This is a genomic window from Occallatibacter sp. FHG110214_02, from assembly GCF_059115385.1.
In genome coordinates this window covers 235333-255490 of the sequence record NZ_JBZYWK010000001.1, presented here as the reverse complement: position 1 = coordinate 255490, position 20158 = coordinate 235333, and the positions used below count along the sequence as shown (strand labels likewise).

The following is a 20158-nucleotide window of genomic DNA, read 5'->3' as shown; positions in this document are numbered from 1 at the left end:
TCTCGCTTACCGTTTCTCTGGAACGGCACCAATTCTCTCTGAAAAACCTATGGCAGTGTCAGCGTCACCAAGCCATGCGCCGGAGTCTTTGCCGTAACCTGCGCTTCGTCAGCCAAATCACCAATGCTGATGCTTCTGAGCACCCCTGCAATCGTTTCATTCACACGCGCCAATGGCTCTTTGATGGTGCAGCTCGGGGTCAGGTCGCAACCATTTGCGCCTTTTGTGCACGAAGTGATGAAGAGCGGTCCATCAATTGCGTGAATCACTTCAAAGGCTGAAATCTGGTGTGCGTCCTTGGCCAACGCATAACCGCCATTCATTCCAGCGTGCGACTTCAACAGCCCCGTCTTGGTAAGACGCTGCAGAATCTTGGCCAGCAACTGCGCAGGAATGCTATACGCGTCGGCAATTTCCTTCGCGCTCAACGCAGGAGTCTCCGGATGCTCGGCCAGATACTTCAGGGCCATCAATCCGTAGTCCGCCTTTTTTGTCAGCTTTAGCATAGGAATTCGGACCTGACAGGTCCGTTTTAAGTATACGGCTATTCCGATTTTTGATACAAGGTTGATTTGCTTCTATTCCGCAAAGTAGGACTTTTCAGGACCGCTCACCCGGCGAAAAATCCCCCAAGTGTGTCTGAATTGTGAATTTTAGCCATTCAGCCCCATAAACCGCCCGCCCAATGAAATCCTGATGGCAAAAATTGTACAGAGGATGCAACAATGGGCGCACCGACCGAATCTCAACTCATCTGAAACCATGGTTACCGTTTGCAAACATCCTAGAGTGCGCGTCGTATCCCGGCACGAAGACACCGAGTTTGTTGAGTGCCTGGAATGCGGCGAAGTCTTTGATTCCGAAGAGTTCCGCGATATGGCAATTGAAGAAAGCGCCGAGGCGGAAGAAGAAAAAGAAGAGGCGGATTCCTAGTTGCAGCCCGTCAGGCGGCGTGCCCTCCGGCGCTTCCATTCGCCGGCCGTCGGCTCACGGTCCACGCATAGTGCAATCCTGAAGCAATTGTCAGCGCTGCCGCTGCATAGAGCGCTACTGTGCGCAGTTCAACTACCCATGGCGCAGCATACACCTGCTTCAGCAACACGACGGCCACGGCTGTAATCTGCGCCAAAGTATTCGTTTTGCCAAAAATGCTTGGCTGAAACTCCCTGCGCCCTACCGAAGCAAACAGCAGCGCCGCCACTACCAAAATCGCTACATCCCGGCCAAAGACCAGCGCTGTGATCCAAGCTGGGATAAGCTTTTCGTGCGTCAGCACCAAGAACAGCATGCTGAGCAACAACTTGTCCGCCACCGGGTCAAGATACTGCCCCAGCATCGTCCGCTGCTTCAGCCATCGCGCCAAAAGCCCATCCAGCGCATCAGTAAGCCCCGCCACCACAAACAGCCCAAATGCCAGCCCGAACTCGTGTTCCACCACTGCGGACACCAATACCGGCGCCAGGCAAATGCGAGCCAGCGTCAACAAATTCGGCATAGCTCGCAGCGGATTCGTGCGTATAGGCTGTGCAGGCAAATCAGACATGGTCGATCAGAAAAGTTCCCAGATTCCAAGCATGCAACATCTTACCCATCAAGGGCCAGATGGCCGCGATAGCCGAACCCACTTTGCCATCGGCGTGAATGCTTGATAAACTACTTATCGGGCCATTGCAGCATCCCTGCAGAGGCCCAGTCCAGCCCGCAAAGGGCAAACGCAGGCGCGTAGCTCAGTTGGTTAGAGCGCTTCCTTGACACGGAAGAGGTCGCTGGTTCGAGTCCAGTCGTGCCTACCATTTTCAAAATAAACAACTTAAAATTGCATTCCACAGGCTAAAAATACCTGCTTTCAGTCCGTGGCAGTTTCTTACATTTCCCAGAAAGCCTGCAATGTAGGTTTTTGTCATTTTTGGATGTGGGTGATGCCTCGTCTGCCAAATATGCAAAGAAGAATCGCTCCGAACATCTTGCCAATAGTTAGGATGAGTTCGTCGTGCGTTACAGCAAAAACTGCTTTTGAGCCGTGAGGGAGGGAGAAGGTTGAGGATGATGAAGCGCCTTAGGACTGAACAAGTCATACAGATTTTGAATGCAATGCTTCTTGCCTGCGCCTCAGCAGTCATCGTCCAATCTCAGGACTTCCGGTACGCCCCTCGCGAACAGCAGATTCCTCCGCCGGCTTGCCTTACACTTCATTTTCCATGGGAGGGTGACGGCGCTCCCTGTACTTCGTTTACCCACCAGCAATGGCTTAAAGCCATTACCGATTGGCGCACGGAACGCAGGATTCGCGTTGGTTATGATGGCTCGCTCTACGAGATGCCAGAGCTGAAATGGGCTCAATCCGCGTTTATGCAGCCCCAGATGATGGTGCATGACCGCTACTTCTACGATACTGTTGCAGGCAAATACACGGTCGATCGCTATCTGGATGATCTGAAAAAACGCTACGGCGGAATCGATGCGGTGTTGATCTGGGCAACCTATCCGAACATGGGCATCGACAATCGCAATCAGCAGGATATGGTGCGCTCCATGCCGGGCGGCGTGGCGGGAGTGCGGCAGATGGTTGCTGACTTTCATCGTCGCGGCGTGCGAGTTCTATTTCCCATTATGATGTGGGACCAGGGAACGCGCGATCCCGGCAAAAGCTGGTACGACGCGACAGCGGAGTTGATGAAAGAGATTGGCGCCGACGGCGTAAATGGCGATACGCAGGATGGCGTTCCACTGGCATTTTCTCTCGCTGCGGAGAAGGTGGGGCATCCACTCGCATTTGAGCCGGAGGATGGTCCATCGGACGAAGCGCTGGCGTGGAATGTGCTGACCTGGGGCCAGTACAAGTTTCAATTCACGCCGACGGTTGATAAGTATCGCTGGCTGGAACCACGTCATCAGGTAAATATCCAAGGGCGCTGGAACCGCGATAAGACCGATGATTTGCAGTTTGCCTTCTTCAACGGCGAAGGGTGGGAAAGCTGGGAGAATGTCTGGGGCATCTGGAATGGAATTACTCCGCGAGATGGAGAAGCCACTCGCCGCGTGGCAACCATGGAGCGAGCCGTGGCTAAGTTTTTCGCAAGCCCTGGCTGGGAACCGCTCTATCCAACAGATGTCTACGGCGTTTATGCAAGCCGGTGGCCACTGCAGGACGAAACAATCTGGACCATCGTTAACCGTAATGAATATTCCGTTGACGGACGCGTGCTTCCAGTCCCCTTCAAACAGGGCGTGCGTTATTTTGACCTGTACCACGGAGAGGAACTGACTCCCGAACGTGAGGGAGACAACGTTACGCTTTCATTTCCGCTGGAAGAACACGGATACGGCATGGTGCTTGCAACTTCGGGCGAGCCGAGCGCACAGATTCGCCAGTTAATGGCGAAGATGAAGGCGATGACGGAGAAACCTCTTTCCGGTTATTCCCACGAGTGGAAGGTGCTGACGCAGCAGATGACTGAAATTCCCGCGACCACACCTGCGCAAGGCGATGTGGAAGGAATGGTGCGGATTGCCGGAGGCGATTACGTTTTCCGCGTAAGTGGAACAGAAGTGGAAGGCAGTGATGATACCGGCGTGGATGTGCAATTTCCCTGGGAAGAAACGCCGCGGCGCTTCCATGAACACCACATACAGGTGAAGCCCTTTTACATCGACAAGTACCCGGTCACCAATGCTGAGTTCAAAAAGTTTCTAGATGCGACACACTATCATCCAAAAGACGATGTAAATTTCCTGAAGGACTGGGCGAACGGAACCTATCCGGCAGGATGGGATAAGAAGCCTGTGACGTGGGTTTCGCGCGAAGACGCAAGCACCTACGCAAAATGGGCCGGCAAGCGCCTGCCGCATGAATGGGAGTGGCAATATGCCGCTCAAGGCACGGATGGCCGCATGTATCCCTGGGGAAATTTCCCGAATGCAACGGCGATCCCTGTTCCGGAATCAGGCCGGACCATGCGCGGGCCGGATGACGTGGATGCCCATCCGAGTGGAACTAGCCCATTCGGCGTAATGGACATGGTAGGAAACGTGTGGCAATGGACAGATGAGTATGTCGATGACCACACGCGTGGCGGGATTCTGCGCGGCGGAAGTTACTATCATCCGCAAGGTTCCATCTGGTACTTCCCACAGGCCCAGCACAATGATCAGCACAGCAAGCTGCTCATGATGGCTCCGGGATATGACCGCGCTGGTACTCTGGGATTCCGCTGTGTGAGAGATGCTAACTAGTTCTGGCCAGCTTGCTGTTACACAATGGCGCGAGTGACGGAAGCCAAAACAGCAACGCAAGGTAGAATATGGCGAGTTTTTATCGTGCCTTTTTCTTGTATCCAACCAAGATGGCTTCTTCTCGCAGGCGTCCTGTTTCCCATAAACATGACGGGATACGCTGCGGCGCAGGCGCCTTCCGCGAGCTTGAAAGAAGCGGATGCGGATTATCGCGAAGGTGTCGCCGCTCTCAACCAGAACGACCTCAAAACTGCACAACTGAAATTTGAAGCTGTGACACGCCTTGCCCCTTCCGCGGAGCAGGGGCATAGCGCCCTAGGAGCGGTGCTGATTCGCGAAGGACAATGGGCAGCAGGCATTCATGAACTCGAAAAAGCGCTTGCTCTCAAACCCAATGATGCTGCCGCGCAGATGAATCTGGCTATGGCCTATGCACAATTGGGTACAGCATCCAAGGCTCTTCCGCTATTCGCCAAACTCGAATCGGCAGCCAATGCGGAGCGGCACCCGCTCTCAGCCGCAGTACTGACAGCCTATGCGCGTGCTCTAGCCACTTCCGGGCAGAAAGCATCCGCAACAGCAAAGATGAAAGAAGCAGTTGCGACGACGCCAGACAATGCAGAACTCCACAATGATCTAGGCTCGCTTTACGCTCAGCAGCGAGATTGGCCGCATGCGCAAGAGGAATTTGCCGAGGCCATTCGGCTTAAAGACAATTTCGCCGAGGCGCATCTACACCTGGGATTCGTATTGCAGGCCGAACAAAATCCAGAAGCCGCTAACGAATGGCTAAGAGCCTACAACCTTGCGCCGTCCGACCATCAGATTGCCCTCTCTGCAGGAAAGGCATTGGCAGAGTCCGGGCAGGACGAGCAGGCGCTACCTATTCTGCGGCATGCAGTTGAGCTTGAACCCAACTCTGCCGAGGCCAACTACCAACTGGCAATCGTCCTGCAGCGAACGGATCACGTTACGGACGCCATTGTGCTCCTTAAGCGTGTTGTCGAAGCAGAGACAAAGAATGTCAAAGCACTGACCAACCTTGGCGTCGCATTAACGCAGCAGCATCAGGCTACTGACGCTGTTCCATATCTCCAGCGTGCGATTGCTCTCGCGCCGCAAAATGCCACGGCGCATCAGGATCTAGCGGCTGCCTACATTCAGATCAACCAGGTTGCCGATGCCATCAATCAGTTGAAGGCTGCTATCGCTGCTTCCCCCGACACCTCGCAACTCCACTACGACCTCGGTGTTGCTTACAAGCTTCAGGATGACGCCATAGACGCCATTCCCGAACTGGAAAAAGCAGCCAAGCTGAATCCGGAAGGCTATGAAGCACCATATGTGCTGGGACTGCTCTACATGCAAGTTGCGCGTTATCCGGAGGCGGCCCAGCAGTTAGAAGCATCGTTGAAACTGCATCCAGACAATGGTGACGCGTGGGCTACTCTCGGCAGCATCTATAACAAGCTAGACGAGCTTCCAGATGCTGTTCATGCGCTGCGAGAAGCGATACGCCTGCTTCCGGACCAGGCCGACTCCCACCTGATTCTTGCCTCGGTTCTCGTAAAGCAAAATCAAGCCGCCGAAGCCGCCACGGAACGCAAGATTGCAGCAGGCCTGATGCGTACGCACATGAATCTGCAACGCGCCGAAGTAGCCACAAACTCCGGCAAAACACTGCTTGCAAGCGGAAAACTGGACGACGCTGTAGTCCAGTTTCGCAGTGCAATCGCATTCGACCCTAACTATGCCGACGCACATACAGCCCTGGCTGACGCCCTCGAAAAACAGGGCAAATATGTAGAGGCTAAAGCGGAGCGCACACAGGCAAAATCGCTTCAAAAGTCATTTCAGTAGCCTGGATTTTCGTCTCCACCGAAAGGTGGGTATACAACAATCAAAAGCTCGCCTATACTTTCCCTGAGTTTTGAGCGGCTTCCCCAAGGTGTCCACAGTGCACAGTAGCCTCACAAGGCGCATCGTACTTTTGGCTCTGTCGTCATGCACCCTTGGTGTCTTCTCTGTGGCTGCGCAGAACAGCACACAAAGCGCACAGGAAAATGAAGCTGCGACACGCAAAGCTTACGCCGACAAGATACGCACCACCTACGCTTATCCATTTGCAAAAGGCAACATCTCATTACCTGGCAACGCCGCAGTGGAAGGCAGTGATTTCCTGGAGCCCAGCGCATTTCCAGATGCACAATATTGCGGTCACTGCCACCAGGAGGCATACAGCCAGTGGCGGCAGGCGCTGCACTCCAACTCCTTCCGCACGCCGTTCTACCGCGCCAGCGTCAACATCCTGCTCCGCACCAAGGGCATCGAGTTTGCGCGGCACTGTGACAGTTGCCACAACCCTGTCGCAGTCTTCGCCGGAGCCATGACCACTGGTGCAAACGTGGATCGCGCCATGGATAGCGACGGCCTCACCTGCACTACCTGCCACTCCATCCAGAGCGTGCAATCCAAACTGGGCAATGGCGGGTTCGTCATGGCCGTGCCTGCGGTGATGGTCGATAAAAACGGCAAACGAATCCCCGGCGTTGTGCCTGATTCGGAAATCCTTGCGCATCCCGACCGCCACTCTAAAGCTGTCATGCAGGATATTCTTCACTCACCGGAATTCTGCGCATCCTGCCACAAAGCCAACCTTCCCCCCATGCTCAATGAGTACAAGTGGATTCGCGCCTTCACTGCATACGACGAGTGGCAGAACTCCAAATTTTCTAACCGCAACCCACTCAGCTTTTACACCGCCGACTTCACCACCTGCCAGGGTTGCCACATGAAGCGCGCCCCAAACGTTTTGCCTGAACCCGGAGCCAAAAAGGGAACCTTCGTCTCCCATCGCTGGCTTGCTGGCAACACCGCCGTTCCTTTTTATTACGGCTACAAAGAGCAGCTCGAAAAAACAATCGAGTTTCTCAAAACCGGCAACTATATCAATGTTGATATCACCGCACTTCGCATCGGTGATAACAGCCCGCTAATCGCGCCGGTTGGTTCTGCGCCGTTTTCACTCCATGCCAATGATGCGGTAGAAGCCATCGTCATCGTTCAAAACAAAAACATCGGCCATTCGCTTGTTCCAGAAGTCCGCGACCTCTACGAAGCATGGACGCAATTCACTGTCACTGACGCATCCGGCAACGAAATCTACAAAAGCGGGTTCCTCAAGCCTGACGGAATGCTTGAACCCGGCGCGCATAGCTTCACTAACCGTCCCGTTAACGTACTCGGCGACTTTGTAGATAACCACGTCGTCTCTGCCATCCATTCCATGGCTTACGACAACACCGTTCAGTCTGGCCGCTCCGCACTCATTCGCTATCAGTTCCACATCCCTGCTGATGCAAAAGGGCCCATCACCATTCGCGCGCAAGTCAACTACCGTCATCTGCGCCAAAGCTATCTCAACAACATCTTCGGCCCTGACCATCCGGCTTATCCTGTTGTAGAAATTGCCTCGCGAAGCCGCGTTTTCAATATCGGCGAGAATCAGCCAATGCCTGCGTTATCTACGGACAATCCTGACTGGATGCGCTGGAACAATCTCGGCATTGGCTACCTTGACCAGTTGCAGCATGCCGAAGCAATCCACGCCTTTGAGCAGGTTGTGCGCTTGCGCCCAGATTACAAAGATGGATACATCAACCTCGGCCTTACTTATATCGATTGGGAAAAGTACGACGAAGCACGCAAGCCTTTGGAAAAGGCCCTCGAACTTCGTCCGAATGATGCCCGCGCTCTTTATTACCTTGCATTAGTCGAACGCCGTCAGCGCCACTCCGAAGCAGAAATTGCCGACCTCGAAAAAGTTGTTGCGCAATACCCTGAGTCCCGTGATGCGCGCCGCGAGTTGGGCATCTCCTACTATCAACAACATCGCGCGGATGACGCGATTACCCAGTTCAAAGCGCTGCAGGCAATCGACCCCGACGACCTGGCCGCGCATTACAACCTTGCAATCCTCTACCGCCGCAAGGGCATGAAACATCAAGCAGAGATGGAGTCCGCGCAATACACCATGAAGCGCATCGATCCCGGAGCGCCGACCTACTCGCTCGAATATCTCCGCAAGCATCCTGAAATCTCCAACGAGAGCGCACCGTTCCATATCCATGGCAGCATGTACAGCCAGCCCCCGCAAACCGCAAGCGGCGGATCTCACTAAGCAGAAAGGACAGCCCGTTTGGCTCATCAGAAAATCCACCGCCGCGCGTTTCTTCAATCGCTCAGCCGCACTGCTTTAGTATTACCCTTCGCTGACATTCTCGCCCTTGCGCAGCAAGCAGCGCCTAAAATTGGCGCGCAAGAGCGCACTTATGACGCTAAGCCGGCTCCGCCACCGCCTGGCCCCAAGTCGCCCATTGAAGGCTCCCCTCTCGGCATCAACTTTGTTGAAGTCGCACAGCAAGTCGGCTTAACTGACAAAACTATCTACGGCGGTGAACTGCACAACAAATATCTTCTCGAAACCACCGGCTGCGGTCTAGCCTTTTACGACTACGACCACGATGGATGGATGGACCTCTTCTTCGTCAACGGCTGGCGCCTTGAAGGCTTCCCGACAGGCAAGGAGCCACACTGCCACCTCTTCAAGAACAACCGTGACGGCACATTCACAGACGTCTCGATTGGCTCAGGGCTTGAACATAAAACCGGATGGGGACAGGCATGCTGTGTTGGCGACTACAACAACGATGGCCTCGACGATCTTTTCGTCACCTACTACGGCCAGAACGTTCTCTACCGCAACCATGGCAACGGTACATTCACAGACATCACTGCACAGGCCGGACTCATCCAGCCCGGCCCCAAAATTCGCTGGAACAGCGGGTGTACCTTCGTTGACTATGACCGCGATGGGCATCTCGACCTCTTCGTCGCCAACTATGTAGACTTCGATCTCAAAACCGCACCGCTTCCTCAGGACGGCCCCTGCACCTACAAGGGAATCCTCGTAGCCTGCGGCCCTCCCGGTCTACCCGGCGGTAAAAATATCCTCTACCACAACAACGGAGACGGCACCTTCACTGATGTCAGTCAGAAATCCGGCATGTGGACCGCCGTCGGCACTTATGGCCTGAGCGTCGTAGCCTCAGACCTCGATAATGATGGCTGGCCTGATATCTACGTCGCCAACGATTCCGCTCCTGCCACGCTCTATCAAAACCAGAAAGATGGTACCTTCAAAGACATCGCCATTGAAGCCGGCGCTGCATTGTCCGCTGAAGCAAAACCTCAAGCGGGCATGGGGGTTTCCGTCTCCGACTACGACCACGCTGGCCGCTTCGATATCGTCAAGACCAACTTTGCCGGCGACACGGACTCACTTTATACCAATCTCGGCGACGGCAACTTTGAAGACCGCACCTATCCCGGCGGCCTTGGCGTCAACACTCGTTTGCTTGGATGGGGTGTTGGCTTCTTTGATATGGACAACGATGGGTGGCCCGACATTCTTATGTCGAATGGCCACGTTTACCCCGAAGTCGATAACTCCAAAGCGGACTTGAAATACGCGGAGCATAAGTATCTCTATCGCAACCTACGCAACGGCCGCTTTGAAGAAGTCACGGACAAAGGTGGCTCCGGCATTTTAGAAAACGCGCCAGCCCGCGGCTGTGCCTTTGGTGACTTCGACAACGATGGCGATATCGATGTTGTGGTTAATTGCATCAACTCCACACCGCAGCTTCTGCGCTGCGACTCCACGCAACGCCGCAACTGGATAAAGTTCCGGCTTGTTGGAACGAAAACCAATCGCTCAGGCATAGGCAGTCGCGTCATCGTGACAGCCACCACCGGCTCCAACGGCGACAAGCCTCTCGTACAAATGGACGAACTGCGCAGCGGAGGGAGTTATTTCTCGCAGAACGACCCGCGCCTGCACTTTGGCCTCGACCAGGCAAAACAAGCCGAGCTCGTTGAAGTGCATTGGCTTAGTGGTCAGATTGATAAGTTCAGCAATCTTGACGTGAATCGCGTTTACGTTCTTCAGGAAGGTGGGAAAATCCTCAAGTCAGACGCGCTCACGCCTGCCAAGACAAAGGCATGAGCCGATGAACCGTGAGTGCTTGGCGCAATTCCGCGTCCCTGATTATTCCCACTTACGGAAGCAATCAAGTTTGGGATATACGGCCCGCTCCAAACAGCCTGTGCTGCTCAAACTTCATCGCGTATGTGCTACCCTCTAACCACCTGTGGCTAACTTTGAAAAAGCGCCGGCAGAAGTTCAGGAAATTCTCTCCAAGCCGATTCAGCAACTCGGCCTGAAGCTGGAAGGTGGGCCCCTCGAACGCTTCGTTCACCAACTCTATAAAGAGCTGGATGCGAAAGGGCTCAAGAAGTTCCGCCCCATGTGCTATCTCAGCGATGAGTGGGGATGCCCTAGCGAAGAGCCTGTCATTGGAATTCCGTTCTACCTCGCCGATCCAAAACTGCAACGCCTGGAATCGGCAATGAATGACATAGAAGACGCCAGACAGATCATGATGTACATGCGTCATGAAGCCGGACACGCCTTCAATTACGCTTATGCGCTTTTTAAGACGGAAGAGTGGCGCAAGCTCTTCGGGCCGTTCCGGCGCGCTTATCGAGATAACTACAAACCAGTCCCCTTCTCACGCCAGTTCGTGCGCCACATGGAAGGATGGTATGCGCAAAAGCATCCTGACGAAGATTTTGCAGAAACCTTTGCAGTATGGCTAACCCCGCGTTCTAACTGGCGCAAGCGATACAAGGGTTGGGGAGCAATGAAGAAGCTGCTTTACATGGACCGTATTGGCCGTACATTCGGCAATGCGGACCCAATAGTAGCGCAAGGCAACACCGATATCACTGTCGATGAAATGAATGAGACGGTCGCTGAATTCTATGAACACGCACTCGATCAGCAACTCTCGCCCGGTGAACTTCCGCTCGATACAGATCTCAGCGATATCTTCAACGCATCGAAGAGGCTCAGAAAAAATGTCCGTCCTGCAGCAGATCTTCTTCGGGAAAATCGCAAAGTTCTCATTGACAAAGTAAATTACTGGACAGGCGTTCAACGTCCGCTCGTGAAAAAATTAGTAGAAGCAATTGAAGCGAAAGTAAACGATCTCGGCCTGCGTGCCGATATGAAATACGAAAGAGAATATCTGACAGAAGTAACTGTATATGCAACCGCTCTTGCGATGAACTACATCGCAAGAGGCAAATTCATATTGCCCTGATTGGTACTTTTTATCTGCCTAAGAGCAGAACTCGATCGAATTAGGGCCAAAATGAAACGCGTAGGGAATTATGGCAAATCTGAAAGTCACAATCTTATATGACTCCTGGGAAGAGACCGCACCAGAGCCAGAGCCGGAACCAGTTAAACCACCGCGCGGCAAAAATGCCGGGAGTGCCGCGAAGAAAAGAAAACCACTCAATGAGCGTGAAGAAATTTTTGATGCGCTGACCAAGCTTGAATACGAGCCTTCCTATCACATCCTCGACGGCAAGAACCAATCATTGTTTGCGCTCTCCAAGAGCAACGCCGACCTCATCTTCAACCTCACAGAGTCATACGCAGGCGATGACACGATGGACAAGAACATTGCCGCTTATATGGAGATGTTGCACATTCCATACACAGGCGGTGGCCCGCAGGCACTCTATCTCGCCCAGGACAAGTCCATCGCAAAAAAGATCTTCGACTTTCACAAAATTAAAACACCTGACTTCGCAACCTCTTACAAAGGCCTCACCGACCACTCACATGACATCAAGTTTCCGCTTATTGTGAAGCCTGTTTCGGAAGACGGTTCCATCGGCATCGACAACAGTTCCGTCGTGGACACTGTGAAAGACCTGATGGAGCGTATCCACTATATCCACGAAACATTCGATAGTCCCGCACTCATCGAGGAATACATCGAAGGCCGTGAAATCTATGCAGCAATCATCGGCAATGACAGTCCCGAAGTGCTCCCACTCATCGAACTGGATCTCTCGAAGCTTCCCAAGGGTACCCCGCGCATCGCCGGCCAGGATGTGAAGTTCTTTCGCGAAACTGAAGCCTACAAGTTAACAAAATCCGCACCTGTCGAAGACCTTGACGACGAGACTACACAAAAACTTCAGGAGATTGCACTCGCAGCCTATCGCGCTCTCAAACTGCGCGACTACGGACGCATTGATATGCGACTGAATAAGAAAGGCGAAGTCTACGTCATCGAGGCCAATCCAAACCCATGGCTCGCTAGCACAGCCGAATTCTCCATGGCTGCAAAGAGGGCTGGCTATTCGTACTCAGACATGATCAACAAGATTGTGCAACTCGCCTACAACCGCGCCGCATAACCTTATACAACCCACGGGGCGCACACATTCGCAAACTCCAAGCATAGCCATTTCATGCTCCGTTAATGCGCTAATCCGCTTCCATTGAAAGCATTGATGGACGGAGTAATCGATGCGGCTTCTGGTTCCCCTTCAGCCTTTCTGCCGGATGCCCCAATGCCTATCCGGTACAAACGTTTTGCGTGGAGTTATATATTCTCTCCCCGTTACAGCAAGCTACACCATACATTTACAAGCCCAGTCGCTATGCACAAGACTACAACCCGGTAGCTTGGTAGAAGAACCTGCGGATTTTCGTTCAAAAGGCTGCGTGCTCGAAGCGAATCTCGCCGCATACGCCTCCCCGCAGAGTGGTGATACTATCCTCCAGCCACCATTCGCGTGAAACCCGGAGAGAAGCAACTGTGGCGCGTGCTGAATGCCTCGGCAATCACTTATCTCGACCTTGAAGTGCTCGCGCATCGCGCACCGCAGCCACTAGGCCTTGTTGCTATGGATGGAGTTCCTATCGGCTATGGCCTCAGCGCAACGGCGCCTGAGGCATGGCTGACTTCAACCAATCGGCAGCAAGGGGAGCCAGTCGCTTTGCTCCCGGCTCCCCTTGCTGCCACAACCTGCATCGATCTGAACTCAGAGATCAATGCGCTACACTAACTCCTCACTGGTACAAATCATCGGGCTAGCCAATCGAGCGCAACTGGAACCTGCCCACGGTCTCGCGCCGCAGCCGCGATAACAATCCCAACCCCGTAACCTTCCCCGGCAATCCGTATGCGCCGATCAACACTCCCGCACTTGACGACCTATTCAGCCTCTTCGACTTCCAGCAAGGTGGAGGACACGGAGGTTGGGGCGGATATGGATATGGTTACGGCTCCCGATAGCCTCTACCAGGCGCAATAACAAAAGGCCGGAGCAATTGCTCCGGCCTTTTCACGTATCTCTGAAACGCGATTACGACAAAGCACGGTCCAGATGCGTATACCCGCCATCCACTACAATCTGCTGCGCCGTTGTATGCCCGGACTGTATGGGCGATAACAGGAACACAGTCATCGCAGCAATTTCCTCCGCTTCCGTCATCCTGTGCTCAAGCGGAATGCGCTGTGTAATGCGCTGCAATACGGCTTCAGGATCTTTCTGCGTATTAATCCATCGGCGATAAAGCGGTGTCATCACTTCTGCGGGAAGCACGCAATTGACGCGAATGCTGTAAGACAGAAGCTCTGCCGCCCACTCACGCGTCAACGCAAGCTGCGCGCCTTTCGCAGCAGCATACGCACTCGTGCCCCCCTGCCCCGTCAGCGCTACCTTTGAACTGATATTCACAATCGCACCTTTGCTCGCTTTCAGCAAAGGCAGCGCATAATGCGCCATCGCATAATAGTGCAGCAAATTCTGGCGCAGGCTTTCGGTGAATTTATCCGGATCGCCACTTTCCAAACCTACTCCGTCATTCGCTCCCGCGTTATTCACCAGTCCATCAATGCGTCCGTAGCATTCGGCAACATGCTCAACTGCATGCTTGCACTGCTCCGCATCCGCAAGCTGCGCTTCAACAAACTCGCACGCTTGATTCGCAGTCTGCATCTCCGCCTGAAAATGCTTCACATTCTCTGACATCCGGCCAACTACAACCACGCGCGCCTGTTCAGCCAAACACGCGCGCGTAATCGCCGCGCCAATGCCTGCCCCACCACCGGTAACAAGAATTACATGTTCTTTGAGTCCTAAGTCCAAGACTGCTCCTAATCCGTTCTAGCGCACGCTCATAAAGCCGCCGTCAATCACATAATCGGCGCCGGTAATAAAGGAGGCAGCATCGGAGCTAAGGTAAAGAGCCAGTTGCGCAACCTCTTCCGGAGTTCCCATGCGTCCAATCGGCTGCGCTGCGGCCAGTTCCTTCATCTTCTCTGCTTCGCGCCCCGGATAGTTCTTTGCCAAAAAGCCATCCACAAACGGCGTGTGCACGCGCGCCGGCGAAATGCAATTACAGCGAATCCCCTGCGGAATATAATCCCGGGCCACGGAAAGCGTCATGGAGCGAACAGCTCCCTTGGTCATCGAGTACGCAAAGCGGTCTGGCAGACCCGCCGTCGCGGCAATTGAAGCCATATTCACAATCACGCCGCCGCCTTGCTCCAACATTGGCCCAAGCACCGCGCGCATCGTCAGGTACGTTCCCCGCACATTCACGGCATACAACTGGTCCAGCGCTTCAGGAGCCGTGCTGGCAAGGCTACCCACATGCGCGATACCGGCACAATTCACCAGTATTCCCACCGCGCCACCAAGCGCCTGCGGAATTTCCGCAAAGGCCTTCTCAACGCTCTCCGCGCTGGAAACATCGCAAGCGACGCTGTGCACATGCGCATCCTGCACGGGCTCAATGGATTGAGCCGCCTCTGACACTTTTTGCGCATTCAGGTCTACCAGCGCAACGCTGGCCCCACTGGAAGCAAAGAGCTTTGCAACCGCCAAACCAATTCCACTGGCAGCACCTGTCACAATGGCTCGCCGCCCTGCCAAACTAAGCACGTTTCACTCTCCCGCTGTCGGTCTCGCTTCGGTTGTACTGTGCGTTTCTTCTGGTTGTCAAATGCCTGCGCCTTTGTAAATACTGGAAAAATCCCACATTGCGCATCTTAATTCGGGACTGGCATACTCTTCCACTAATGAATTACAGTTTTCTCTGACGAAAACTCCGCCTTTTCCGTGTTCGCCAAATTCCAGTGCTTTTTGCCGATTTTTGTAAAGGAGCATCTTGAAACCCATCACCATCACCGGCGTTCGTATCGTCGATTTGCGCTTTCCTACTTCGCGTGAGAGCATCGGCTCCGATGCGGTGAATACCGACCCGGATTACTCCGCCGCATATTGCATTCTTGAAACCGATTCCGGCATCGAGGGCCACGGCCTCACTTTCACCCTGGGCCGCGGAACCGAGCTGGTCACCGGCGCACTCAAGCACCTTGCACAATTCGCTACCAACCGTACTCTCGAATCCATCACCTCCGATCTCAACGGCTTCTATCTCCAGCTCATAGGCGATACGCAATTCCGCTGGCTGGGCCCGGCAAAGGGCGTAATTCACCTTGCAGTTGCCGCTGTCCTGAATGCTGTGTGGGACTTATACGCCAAAGCCGAGTCCAAGCCTGTCTGGCGTCTGCTCTCGGAGATGACTCCCGAACAGATTGTTGCAATCATTGATTTTCGCTACATCGCCGACGCGCTTTCACCGCAGGAAGCGCTGGAAATTCTGCGCGCCGCGAAAAAAGGCCAGACCGAACGCCTCGCCTATCTCGAACAAAGCGGATACCTTGCTTACACAACATCCGCTGGTTGGTTCGGCTTCAGTGATGAGAAGATCCGCCGCCTCTGCCACGAAGGAATGGCCGAAGGCTGGACGCACTTCAAGCTGAAAGTAGGCGGCGATGCCGCTGACGACCTTCGCCGTGGCCGCATCGTTCGTGAAGAAATCGGCTGGGAAAACCGCCTGATGGTGGACGCCAACCAGAAGTGGGGTGTGGAAGAAGCTATCCGCCGCACGCTGCAGTTGACCGAGTTGAAGCCGTGGTGGATGGAGGAACCAACCAGTCCTGATGACATCCTTGGCCATGCACGTATCCGCCGCGAGGCGGCGCCCACGCGCATTGCTACCGGAGAGCACTGCCACAACAGCGTCATGTTCAAGCAGCTTCTGCAAGCCGGCTCGATTGACGTCTGCCAAATCGATAGCTGCCGCGTTGCCGGAATCAACGAAAACCTCGCGATTATTCTCATGGCAGCCAAGTTCGGTATCCCCGTTTGCCCGCACGCGGGCGGCGTAGGCTTGTGCGAATACGTACAGCATCTCGCCATGTTCGATTTTCTATGCGTTTCCGGCACCATGCAGGATCGCGTAATCGAATACGTCGACCACCTCCACGAACATTTTGTAAACCCGGTTGTGATTCAAAAAGGCCGCTACATGGCGCCTACGCAACCCGGCTATAGCGGCGAAATCTTAAAAGAGTCTCTTGAGCGCTTCGCATTTCCCGATGGCGCAGAATGGAAAGGAAATCTTCAGTGAAACTGGTCTCATTCCGTCATAATGGCGGCCCCGCACGCAGCGGCATCCTGGAGGGCACAACCATCAAAACATTCGCCACTACAGGTGGCGACGATGCACTTGCTTTTATTGCCAGTGGCAATGCCGCTCCGCAATTGGACGGCCAGTCGGTTCCACTCAGCGAAGTCACCCTGCTAGCTCCACTACTGCATCCGCCACGCATCTTTGGCATCGGCCTTAATTATCGCGAACACGCAGCCGAATCCAAGATGGTTGTACAGGCTGTACCCACCGTATTCCTCAAGTTGCCTTCGTCTATCTGTGGCCCAGATGCAGATGTTCTGCTGCCCTCTAACGCCACGCAGACCGACTATGAGGCCGAACTAGCCGTAGTTATCGGCAAGCCCGGTCACTACATTCAGCCGCAGGATTGGGAGAAACACGTTTTCGGCTACACCATCGTCAACGACGTGAGCGCACGCGATATCCAGCTTGCCACCTCCCAGTGGACTCTTGGCAAAAGCTTCCCTACGTTCACGCCTATGGGCCCTGCGATTGTCACGAGCGACGAAATCGCCGACCCGCATGCACTCGGCATCAAGCTCACGCTCAGCGGCGAAGTTATGCAATCCGCCAATACGCGCGACCTCATCTTTCGCATCCCTGAGCTGATCGCATATATTTCCAGCATCGTGCCGCTTGAGCCCGGCGACATCATCAGCACGGGAACGCCTCCGGGCGTAGGATTGGGCCGCAATCCGCAACGCTGGCTCAAGCCCGAAGAAGACATGGTGATTGAGATCGAAGGAATTGGCACGCTTCACAATCGCACCCGGCAGGCATAACCAACGCTGGAACCGGAAAGAGGAAAATGCTTCGCTCAGGAATTCTCAATCCGCAAATTAACTCGCTGCTCAGCCGCGTTCGGCACACCAACACCCTGGTGATTGCCGACCGCGGCTTTCCTTTCTGGCCAGAAATCGAGACCGTGGATATCACGCTTGTCGATGACATTCCCACCGTACTGCAAGTGCTGGAAGCCGTCACGCCCAACTTCATCATCGGCAACGCATGGATGGCGACTGAATTCCGCCATCACAATCCGCCTGAGCTTCTTCAGTCCTTCGCAAAACTTCTGCCATCCATCACATTCGAGCCGCACATCGAGTTCAAGCGTCGCGTCCCACATGCCATTGGCCTCATTCGCACTGCCGGCACCGCGCAATACTCCAACATCATTCTTAAATCCGCCTGAGCACACACTTTCCCTATGACTACCTCTACGCAATCCACGCCAAACTCCCGCCCGCTCCGCGTCGATGCCCATCACCATCTCTGGCAATATGACCCGCAGGAATACGCATGGATTACCGAGGAGATGGCAACCATCCGCCGCAGCTTTCTTGAAGCAGACCTCGCCGCCGCGTTGCATTCCGTGCAGATAGACGCCGCAATTTCCGTACAAGCAAGGCAATCTCTCGAAGAGACCCAATGGCTGCTCGACTGCGCCAACCAAACTCCGGAAATCGCCGCAGTAGTAGGCTGGCTGCCGCTTAATGCAGAGAATATCTCCGAACTTCTCGATCAAATCAGCAACCCACGCCTCGCAGGATTGCGCCATATCGTACAGGCCGAACCCGACGGCTTCCTCGATGCTCCAGCCTTCAATCGCGGCATCTTGCTGCTTACGCAGCGTGGCCTCACTTATGACGTGCTCGTCTACGAACGCCAACTCCCCGAAGCCATCCGTTTCGTTGACCGCCATCCGAAACAAGCATTCGTGCTCGACCATGCTGCAAAGCCCCGCATCGCGGCACGCGAGCTGGAACCATGGGCAACCAGCATTCGTGAATTAGCAAAGCGCCCAAACATCTGCTGCAAACTTTCCGGCCTCGTCACGGAAGATAACTGGAACACCTGGAGTCTCAACACGCTACGCCCATATTTGGACATCTGCGTGGAAGCCTTCGGCCCCAGCCGCCTGCTTGCCGGCTCTGACTGGCCCGTTTGCCTTCTGGCAACGTCTTATTCCCAATGGTGGAAAACGCTCCACGAATATTTTTCCGCCTTCAGCGAAGACGAAAAGCGAAAAATCTTTGGCACAAATGCAGCCGCACTCTATCATCTCCACTCTGCGAGCAATGTATGAACATTGACACTTCCCCGCGTTCCCAATCCGGAAGCTCAACAACAGCCCCGCTCTTTCCGGCTGGTCAGCTTCTTCCCTTTGCGCTTGTCACAGCGCTCTTCTTTATCTGGGGAATGTCGAACAACCTCACCGATATCCTCGTACAGCAATTCAAAAAATCCTTCGAGCTCTCTCCGCTGGAAGCCCAGCTCGTCCAAACAGCCGTTTTCTTCGGCTATTTCTGCATGGCGCTCCCGGCAGCGCTTGCAGCGCGGCGCTGGGGCTACAAGATAAGCATTCTCATCGGACTTTCTCTCTTCGGCATCGGTACTCTCATGTTCTGGCCTGCCGCTGTCATTGGCCGTTACTGGCTCATGCTCATGGCTCTCTACATCGTCGGATGCGGCTCCGCCACGCTGGAAGCTTCTGCGAACCCCTTCATCGCGCAGACTGGCGCACCTGAGAGCTCCGCTCGCCGCCTGAACTTTTCGCAGGCCTTCAATCCTCCCGGAACCATCTTCGGCCTCATTCTCGGCACATTCTTCATCTTCTCTGGCGTTGAGCTCTCACCCGCCCGCATCGCCGAGCTCAAAGTGCAGGGGACTTACGCAGCCTACCTGCACAGCGAACTGATGCGCGTGGTTCCCACCTATGTTGGCCTCGGCATCGGAGTGCTGGGACTCGCCGCCATTATCGCAACCGTGCGTTTCCCCTCGTCTTCACACGAAGAAGAACACACCGCCGGCTCCAACGCTCTGCATGAAATCGGCAGTCTCCTCGGCACGCCGCAGGTCCTGGCCGCCATCGTCGCGCAGTTCTGCTGCGTCGGCGCGCAGGTTGCCGGATGGTCTGCCTTCATCCCCTATGTCAAGCAGTACACATCCGCCCCTGAACGAACCGCAGCGCTCTTTCTCACCGGCAACCTCATCGCCTTCGCCGCTGGCCGCGCGCTCTCCACAGCTCTTATGCACTGGATTCCGCCCACGCGCATGATGTCTGTCTACGCGCTCGTCAACATTGCTCTCATCACTACCGGCGTTCTCCATCCCAGCATCGTCGGAGCAGGCGCTATTCTCCTCACCAGCTTCTTCCTCTCCGTCATGTTCCCCACCATCTTCGCGCTCGGAGTAAAGAATCTCGGCCCGCGCACCAAGCTCGCCAGCTCGCTCATCGTCATGTCCATTGTCGGCGGAGCAGTTATGCCACCCATGGTCGGTTTCATCGCCAAACGCTCTGACAGCTACGCCTTGGGCTACTCCGTCGTAGCCATCTGTTACGCGGTCGTCTTCCTCTATAGCCTCCGCACAAACGCTCTCAGCCACATTCCAGAAAGCGCCTCCGCGCAAGAATTGAACGCCTGACAGCCAGCAACTGCGATACACTGCGGTGCATCATACGGGTGCACC

General features: G+C 54.6%; 18 protein-coding genes and 1 tRNA gene. 15 read left to right on the top strand and 4 right to left on the bottom strand.

Features of this window, described 5'->3' with window-relative positions:
* Positions 1–47: 47 nt before the first annotated feature.
* Positions 48–506, bottom strand: a complete 459-nt coding sequence (locus AC5S3R_RS01020) for an RrF2 family transcriptional regulator (protein WP_494264744.1) — start codon at positions 504–506, stop codon at positions 48–50.
* Between the two features lie 190 nt (positions 507–696).
* Here AC5S3R_RS01020 and AC5S3R_RS01015 point away from each other — a divergent pair, with 190 nt between their 5' ends.
* The gene (locus AC5S3R_RS01015) at positions 697–933 is read left to right on the top strand and encodes a hypothetical protein (protein WP_494264743.1); all 237 of its coding nucleotides are present in this window, start codon (positions 697–699) and stop codon (positions 931–933) included.
* 10 nt (positions 934–943) lie between these two features.
* Here AC5S3R_RS01015 and pgsA read toward each other — a convergent pair whose 3' ends face one another.
* On the bottom strand, positions 944–1543 hold the full coding sequence (gene pgsA / locus AC5S3R_RS01010; protein WP_494264742.1) for a CDP-diacylglycerol--glycerol-3-phosphate 3-phosphatidyltransferase: 600 nt from the start codon (positions 1541–1543) through the stop codon (positions 944–946).
* 173 nt (positions 1544–1716) lie between these two features.
* Between pgsA and AC5S3R_RS01005 the strand changes: the two genes are divergently transcribed.
* The 9 genes from AC5S3R_RS01005 to AC5S3R_RS00965 all read left to right on the top strand — a co-directional run bounded on the left by AC5S3R_RS01005 (position 1717) and on the right by AC5S3R_RS00965 (position 13476).
* Positions 1717–1793 (top strand) — tRNA-Val (locus AC5S3R_RS01005).
* A 250-nt stretch (positions 1794–2043) separates the two neighbouring features.
* Positions 2044–4233: a formylglycine-generating enzyme family protein gene (locus AC5S3R_RS01000; protein WP_494264741.1), complete on the top strand. Its 2190-nt coding sequence runs from the start codon at positions 2044–2046 to the stop codon at positions 4231–4233.
* Between the two features lie 147 nt (positions 4234–4380).
* Positions 4381–6093 (top strand): tetratricopeptide repeat protein, encoded by a 1713-nt coding sequence (locus AC5S3R_RS00995; RefSeq protein ID WP_494264740.1) that lies wholly within the window; start codon positions 4381–4383, stop codon positions 6091–6093.
* Positions 6094–6259: 166 nt separating this feature from the next.
* Positions 6260–8413 carry a tetratricopeptide repeat protein gene (locus tag AC5S3R_RS00990; RefSeq protein ID WP_494264739.1) on the top strand — a complete coding sequence of 718 codons (2154 nt, stop codon included), beginning with the start codon at positions 6260–6262 and terminating at the stop codon, positions 8411–8413.
* Positions 8414–8431: 18 nt separating this feature from the next.
* Positions 8432–10300, top strand: coding sequence for a CRTAC1 family protein (locus tag AC5S3R_RS00985; RefSeq protein WP_494264738.1), 1869 nt, complete (start codon positions 8432–8434; stop codon positions 10298–10300).
* Positions 10301–10445: 145 nt separating this feature from the next.
* The gene (locus AC5S3R_RS00980) at positions 10446–11459 is read left to right on the top strand and encodes a putative zinc-binding metallopeptidase (RefSeq protein ID WP_494264737.1); all 1014 of its coding nucleotides are present in this window, start codon (positions 10446–10448) and stop codon (positions 11457–11459) included.
* A 70-nt stretch (positions 11460–11529) separates the two neighbouring features.
* A complete protein-coding gene (locus AC5S3R_RS00975; protein ID WP_494264736.1) occupies positions 11530–12573 on the top strand; it encodes a D-alanine--D-alanine ligase family protein in 1044 nt (347 codons plus the stop codon).
* A 381-nt stretch (positions 12574–12954) separates the two neighbouring features.
* On the top strand, positions 12955–13227 hold the full coding sequence (locus AC5S3R_RS00970) for a hypothetical protein (RefSeq protein WP_494264735.1): 273 nt from the start codon (positions 12955–12957) through the stop codon (positions 13225–13227).
* Between the two features lie 117 nt (positions 13228–13344).
* The gene (locus AC5S3R_RS00965) at positions 13345–13476 is read left to right on the top strand and encodes a hypothetical protein (RefSeq protein WP_494264734.1); all 132 of its coding nucleotides are present in this window, start codon (positions 13345–13347) and stop codon (positions 13474–13476) included.
* Between the two features lie 51 nt (positions 13477–13527).
* On the opposite strand, the gene AC5S3R_RS00960 is transcribed toward AC5S3R_RS00965, so the two are convergent.
* Together AC5S3R_RS00960 and AC5S3R_RS00955 are read right to left on the bottom strand one after the other, a co-directional pair.
* A complete protein-coding gene (locus AC5S3R_RS00960) occupies positions 13528–14313 on the bottom strand; it encodes an L-fucose dehydrogenase (RefSeq protein WP_494264733.1) in 786 nt (261 codons plus the stop codon).
* An 18-nt stretch (positions 14314–14331) separates the two neighbouring features.
* Positions 14332–15111: an SDR family NAD(P)-dependent oxidoreductase gene (locus AC5S3R_RS00955; protein WP_494264732.1), complete on the bottom strand. Its 780-nt coding sequence runs from the start codon at positions 15109–15111 to the stop codon at positions 14332–14334.
* 226 nt (positions 15112–15337) lie between these two features.
* On the opposite strand from AC5S3R_RS00955, the gene AC5S3R_RS00950 reads away from it, so the two are divergent.
* The 5 genes from AC5S3R_RS00950 to fucP are packed head-to-tail and all read left to right on the top strand — an operon-like array spanning position 15338 to position 20113.
* Entirely contained in the window at positions 15338–16645 is a 1308-nt protein-coding gene (locus AC5S3R_RS00950; RefSeq protein WP_494264731.1) for an L-fuconate dehydratase, read from the top strand.
* Positions 16642–17469, top strand: coding sequence for a fumarylacetoacetate hydrolase family protein (locus tag AC5S3R_RS00945; RefSeq protein ID WP_494264730.1), 828 nt, complete (start codon positions 16642–16644; stop codon positions 17467–17469). The genes AC5S3R_RS00950 and AC5S3R_RS00945 overlap by 4 nt, the downstream gene beginning before the upstream one ends.
* Before the next feature lie 26 nt (positions 17470–17495).
* A complete protein-coding gene (locus AC5S3R_RS00940) occupies positions 17496–17879 on the top strand; it encodes an RbsD/FucU domain-containing protein (RefSeq protein WP_494264729.1) in 384 nt (127 codons plus the stop codon).
* Between the two features lie 15 nt (positions 17880–17894).
* Positions 17895–18773, top strand: coding sequence for an amidohydrolase family protein (locus tag AC5S3R_RS00935; RefSeq protein WP_494264728.1), 879 nt, complete (start codon positions 17895–17897; stop codon positions 18771–18773).
* Entirely contained in the window at positions 18770–20113 is a 1344-nt protein-coding gene (gene fucP, locus AC5S3R_RS00930) for an L-fucose:H+ symporter permease (protein WP_494264727.1), read from the top strand. Before AC5S3R_RS00935 ends, fucP begins: the two co-directional genes overlap by 4 nt.
* Positions 20114–20158: the final 45 nt, after the last annotated feature.

Bases quoted from the DNA above. Each gene is read 5' to 3' on its own strand.
- fucP (WP_494264727.1), top strand. From the start codon at position 18,770: ATGAACATTGACACTTCCCCGCGTTCCCAATCCGGAAGCTCAACAACA.
- AC5S3R_RS01000 (WP_494264741.1), top strand. From the start codon at position 2,044: ATGATGAAGCGCCTTAGGACTGAACAAGTCATACAGATTTTGAATGCA.
- AC5S3R_RS00995 (WP_494264740.1), top strand. From the start codon at position 4,381: ATGACGGGATACGCTGCGGCGCAGGCGCCTTCCGCGAGCTTGAAAGAA.
- AC5S3R_RS01015 (WP_494264743.1), top strand. From the start codon at position 697: ATGGCAAAAATTGTACAGAGGATGCAACAATGGGCGCACCGACCGAAT.
- pgsA (WP_494264742.1), bottom strand. From the start codon at position 1,543: ATGTCTGATTTGCCTGCACAGCCTATACGCACGAATCCGCTGCGAGCT.
- AC5S3R_RS00965 (WP_494264734.1), top strand. From the start codon at position 13,345: ATGCGCCGATCAACACTCCCGCACTTGACGACCTATTCAGCCTCTTCG.
- AC5S3R_RS00935 (WP_494264728.1), top strand. From the start codon at position 17,895: ATGACTACCTCTACGCAATCCACGCCAAACTCCCGCCCGCTCCGCGTC.
- AC5S3R_RS00940 (WP_494264729.1), top strand. From the start codon at position 17,496: ATGCTTCGCTCAGGAATTCTCAATCCGCAAATTAACTCGCTGCTCAGC.
- AC5S3R_RS00975 (WP_494264736.1), top strand. From the start codon at position 11,530: ATGGCAAATCTGAAAGTCACAATCTTATATGACTCCTGGGAAGAGACC.
- AC5S3R_RS01020 (WP_494264744.1), bottom strand. From the start codon at position 506: ATGCTAAAGCTGACAAAAAAGGCGGACTACGGATTGATGGCCCTGAAG.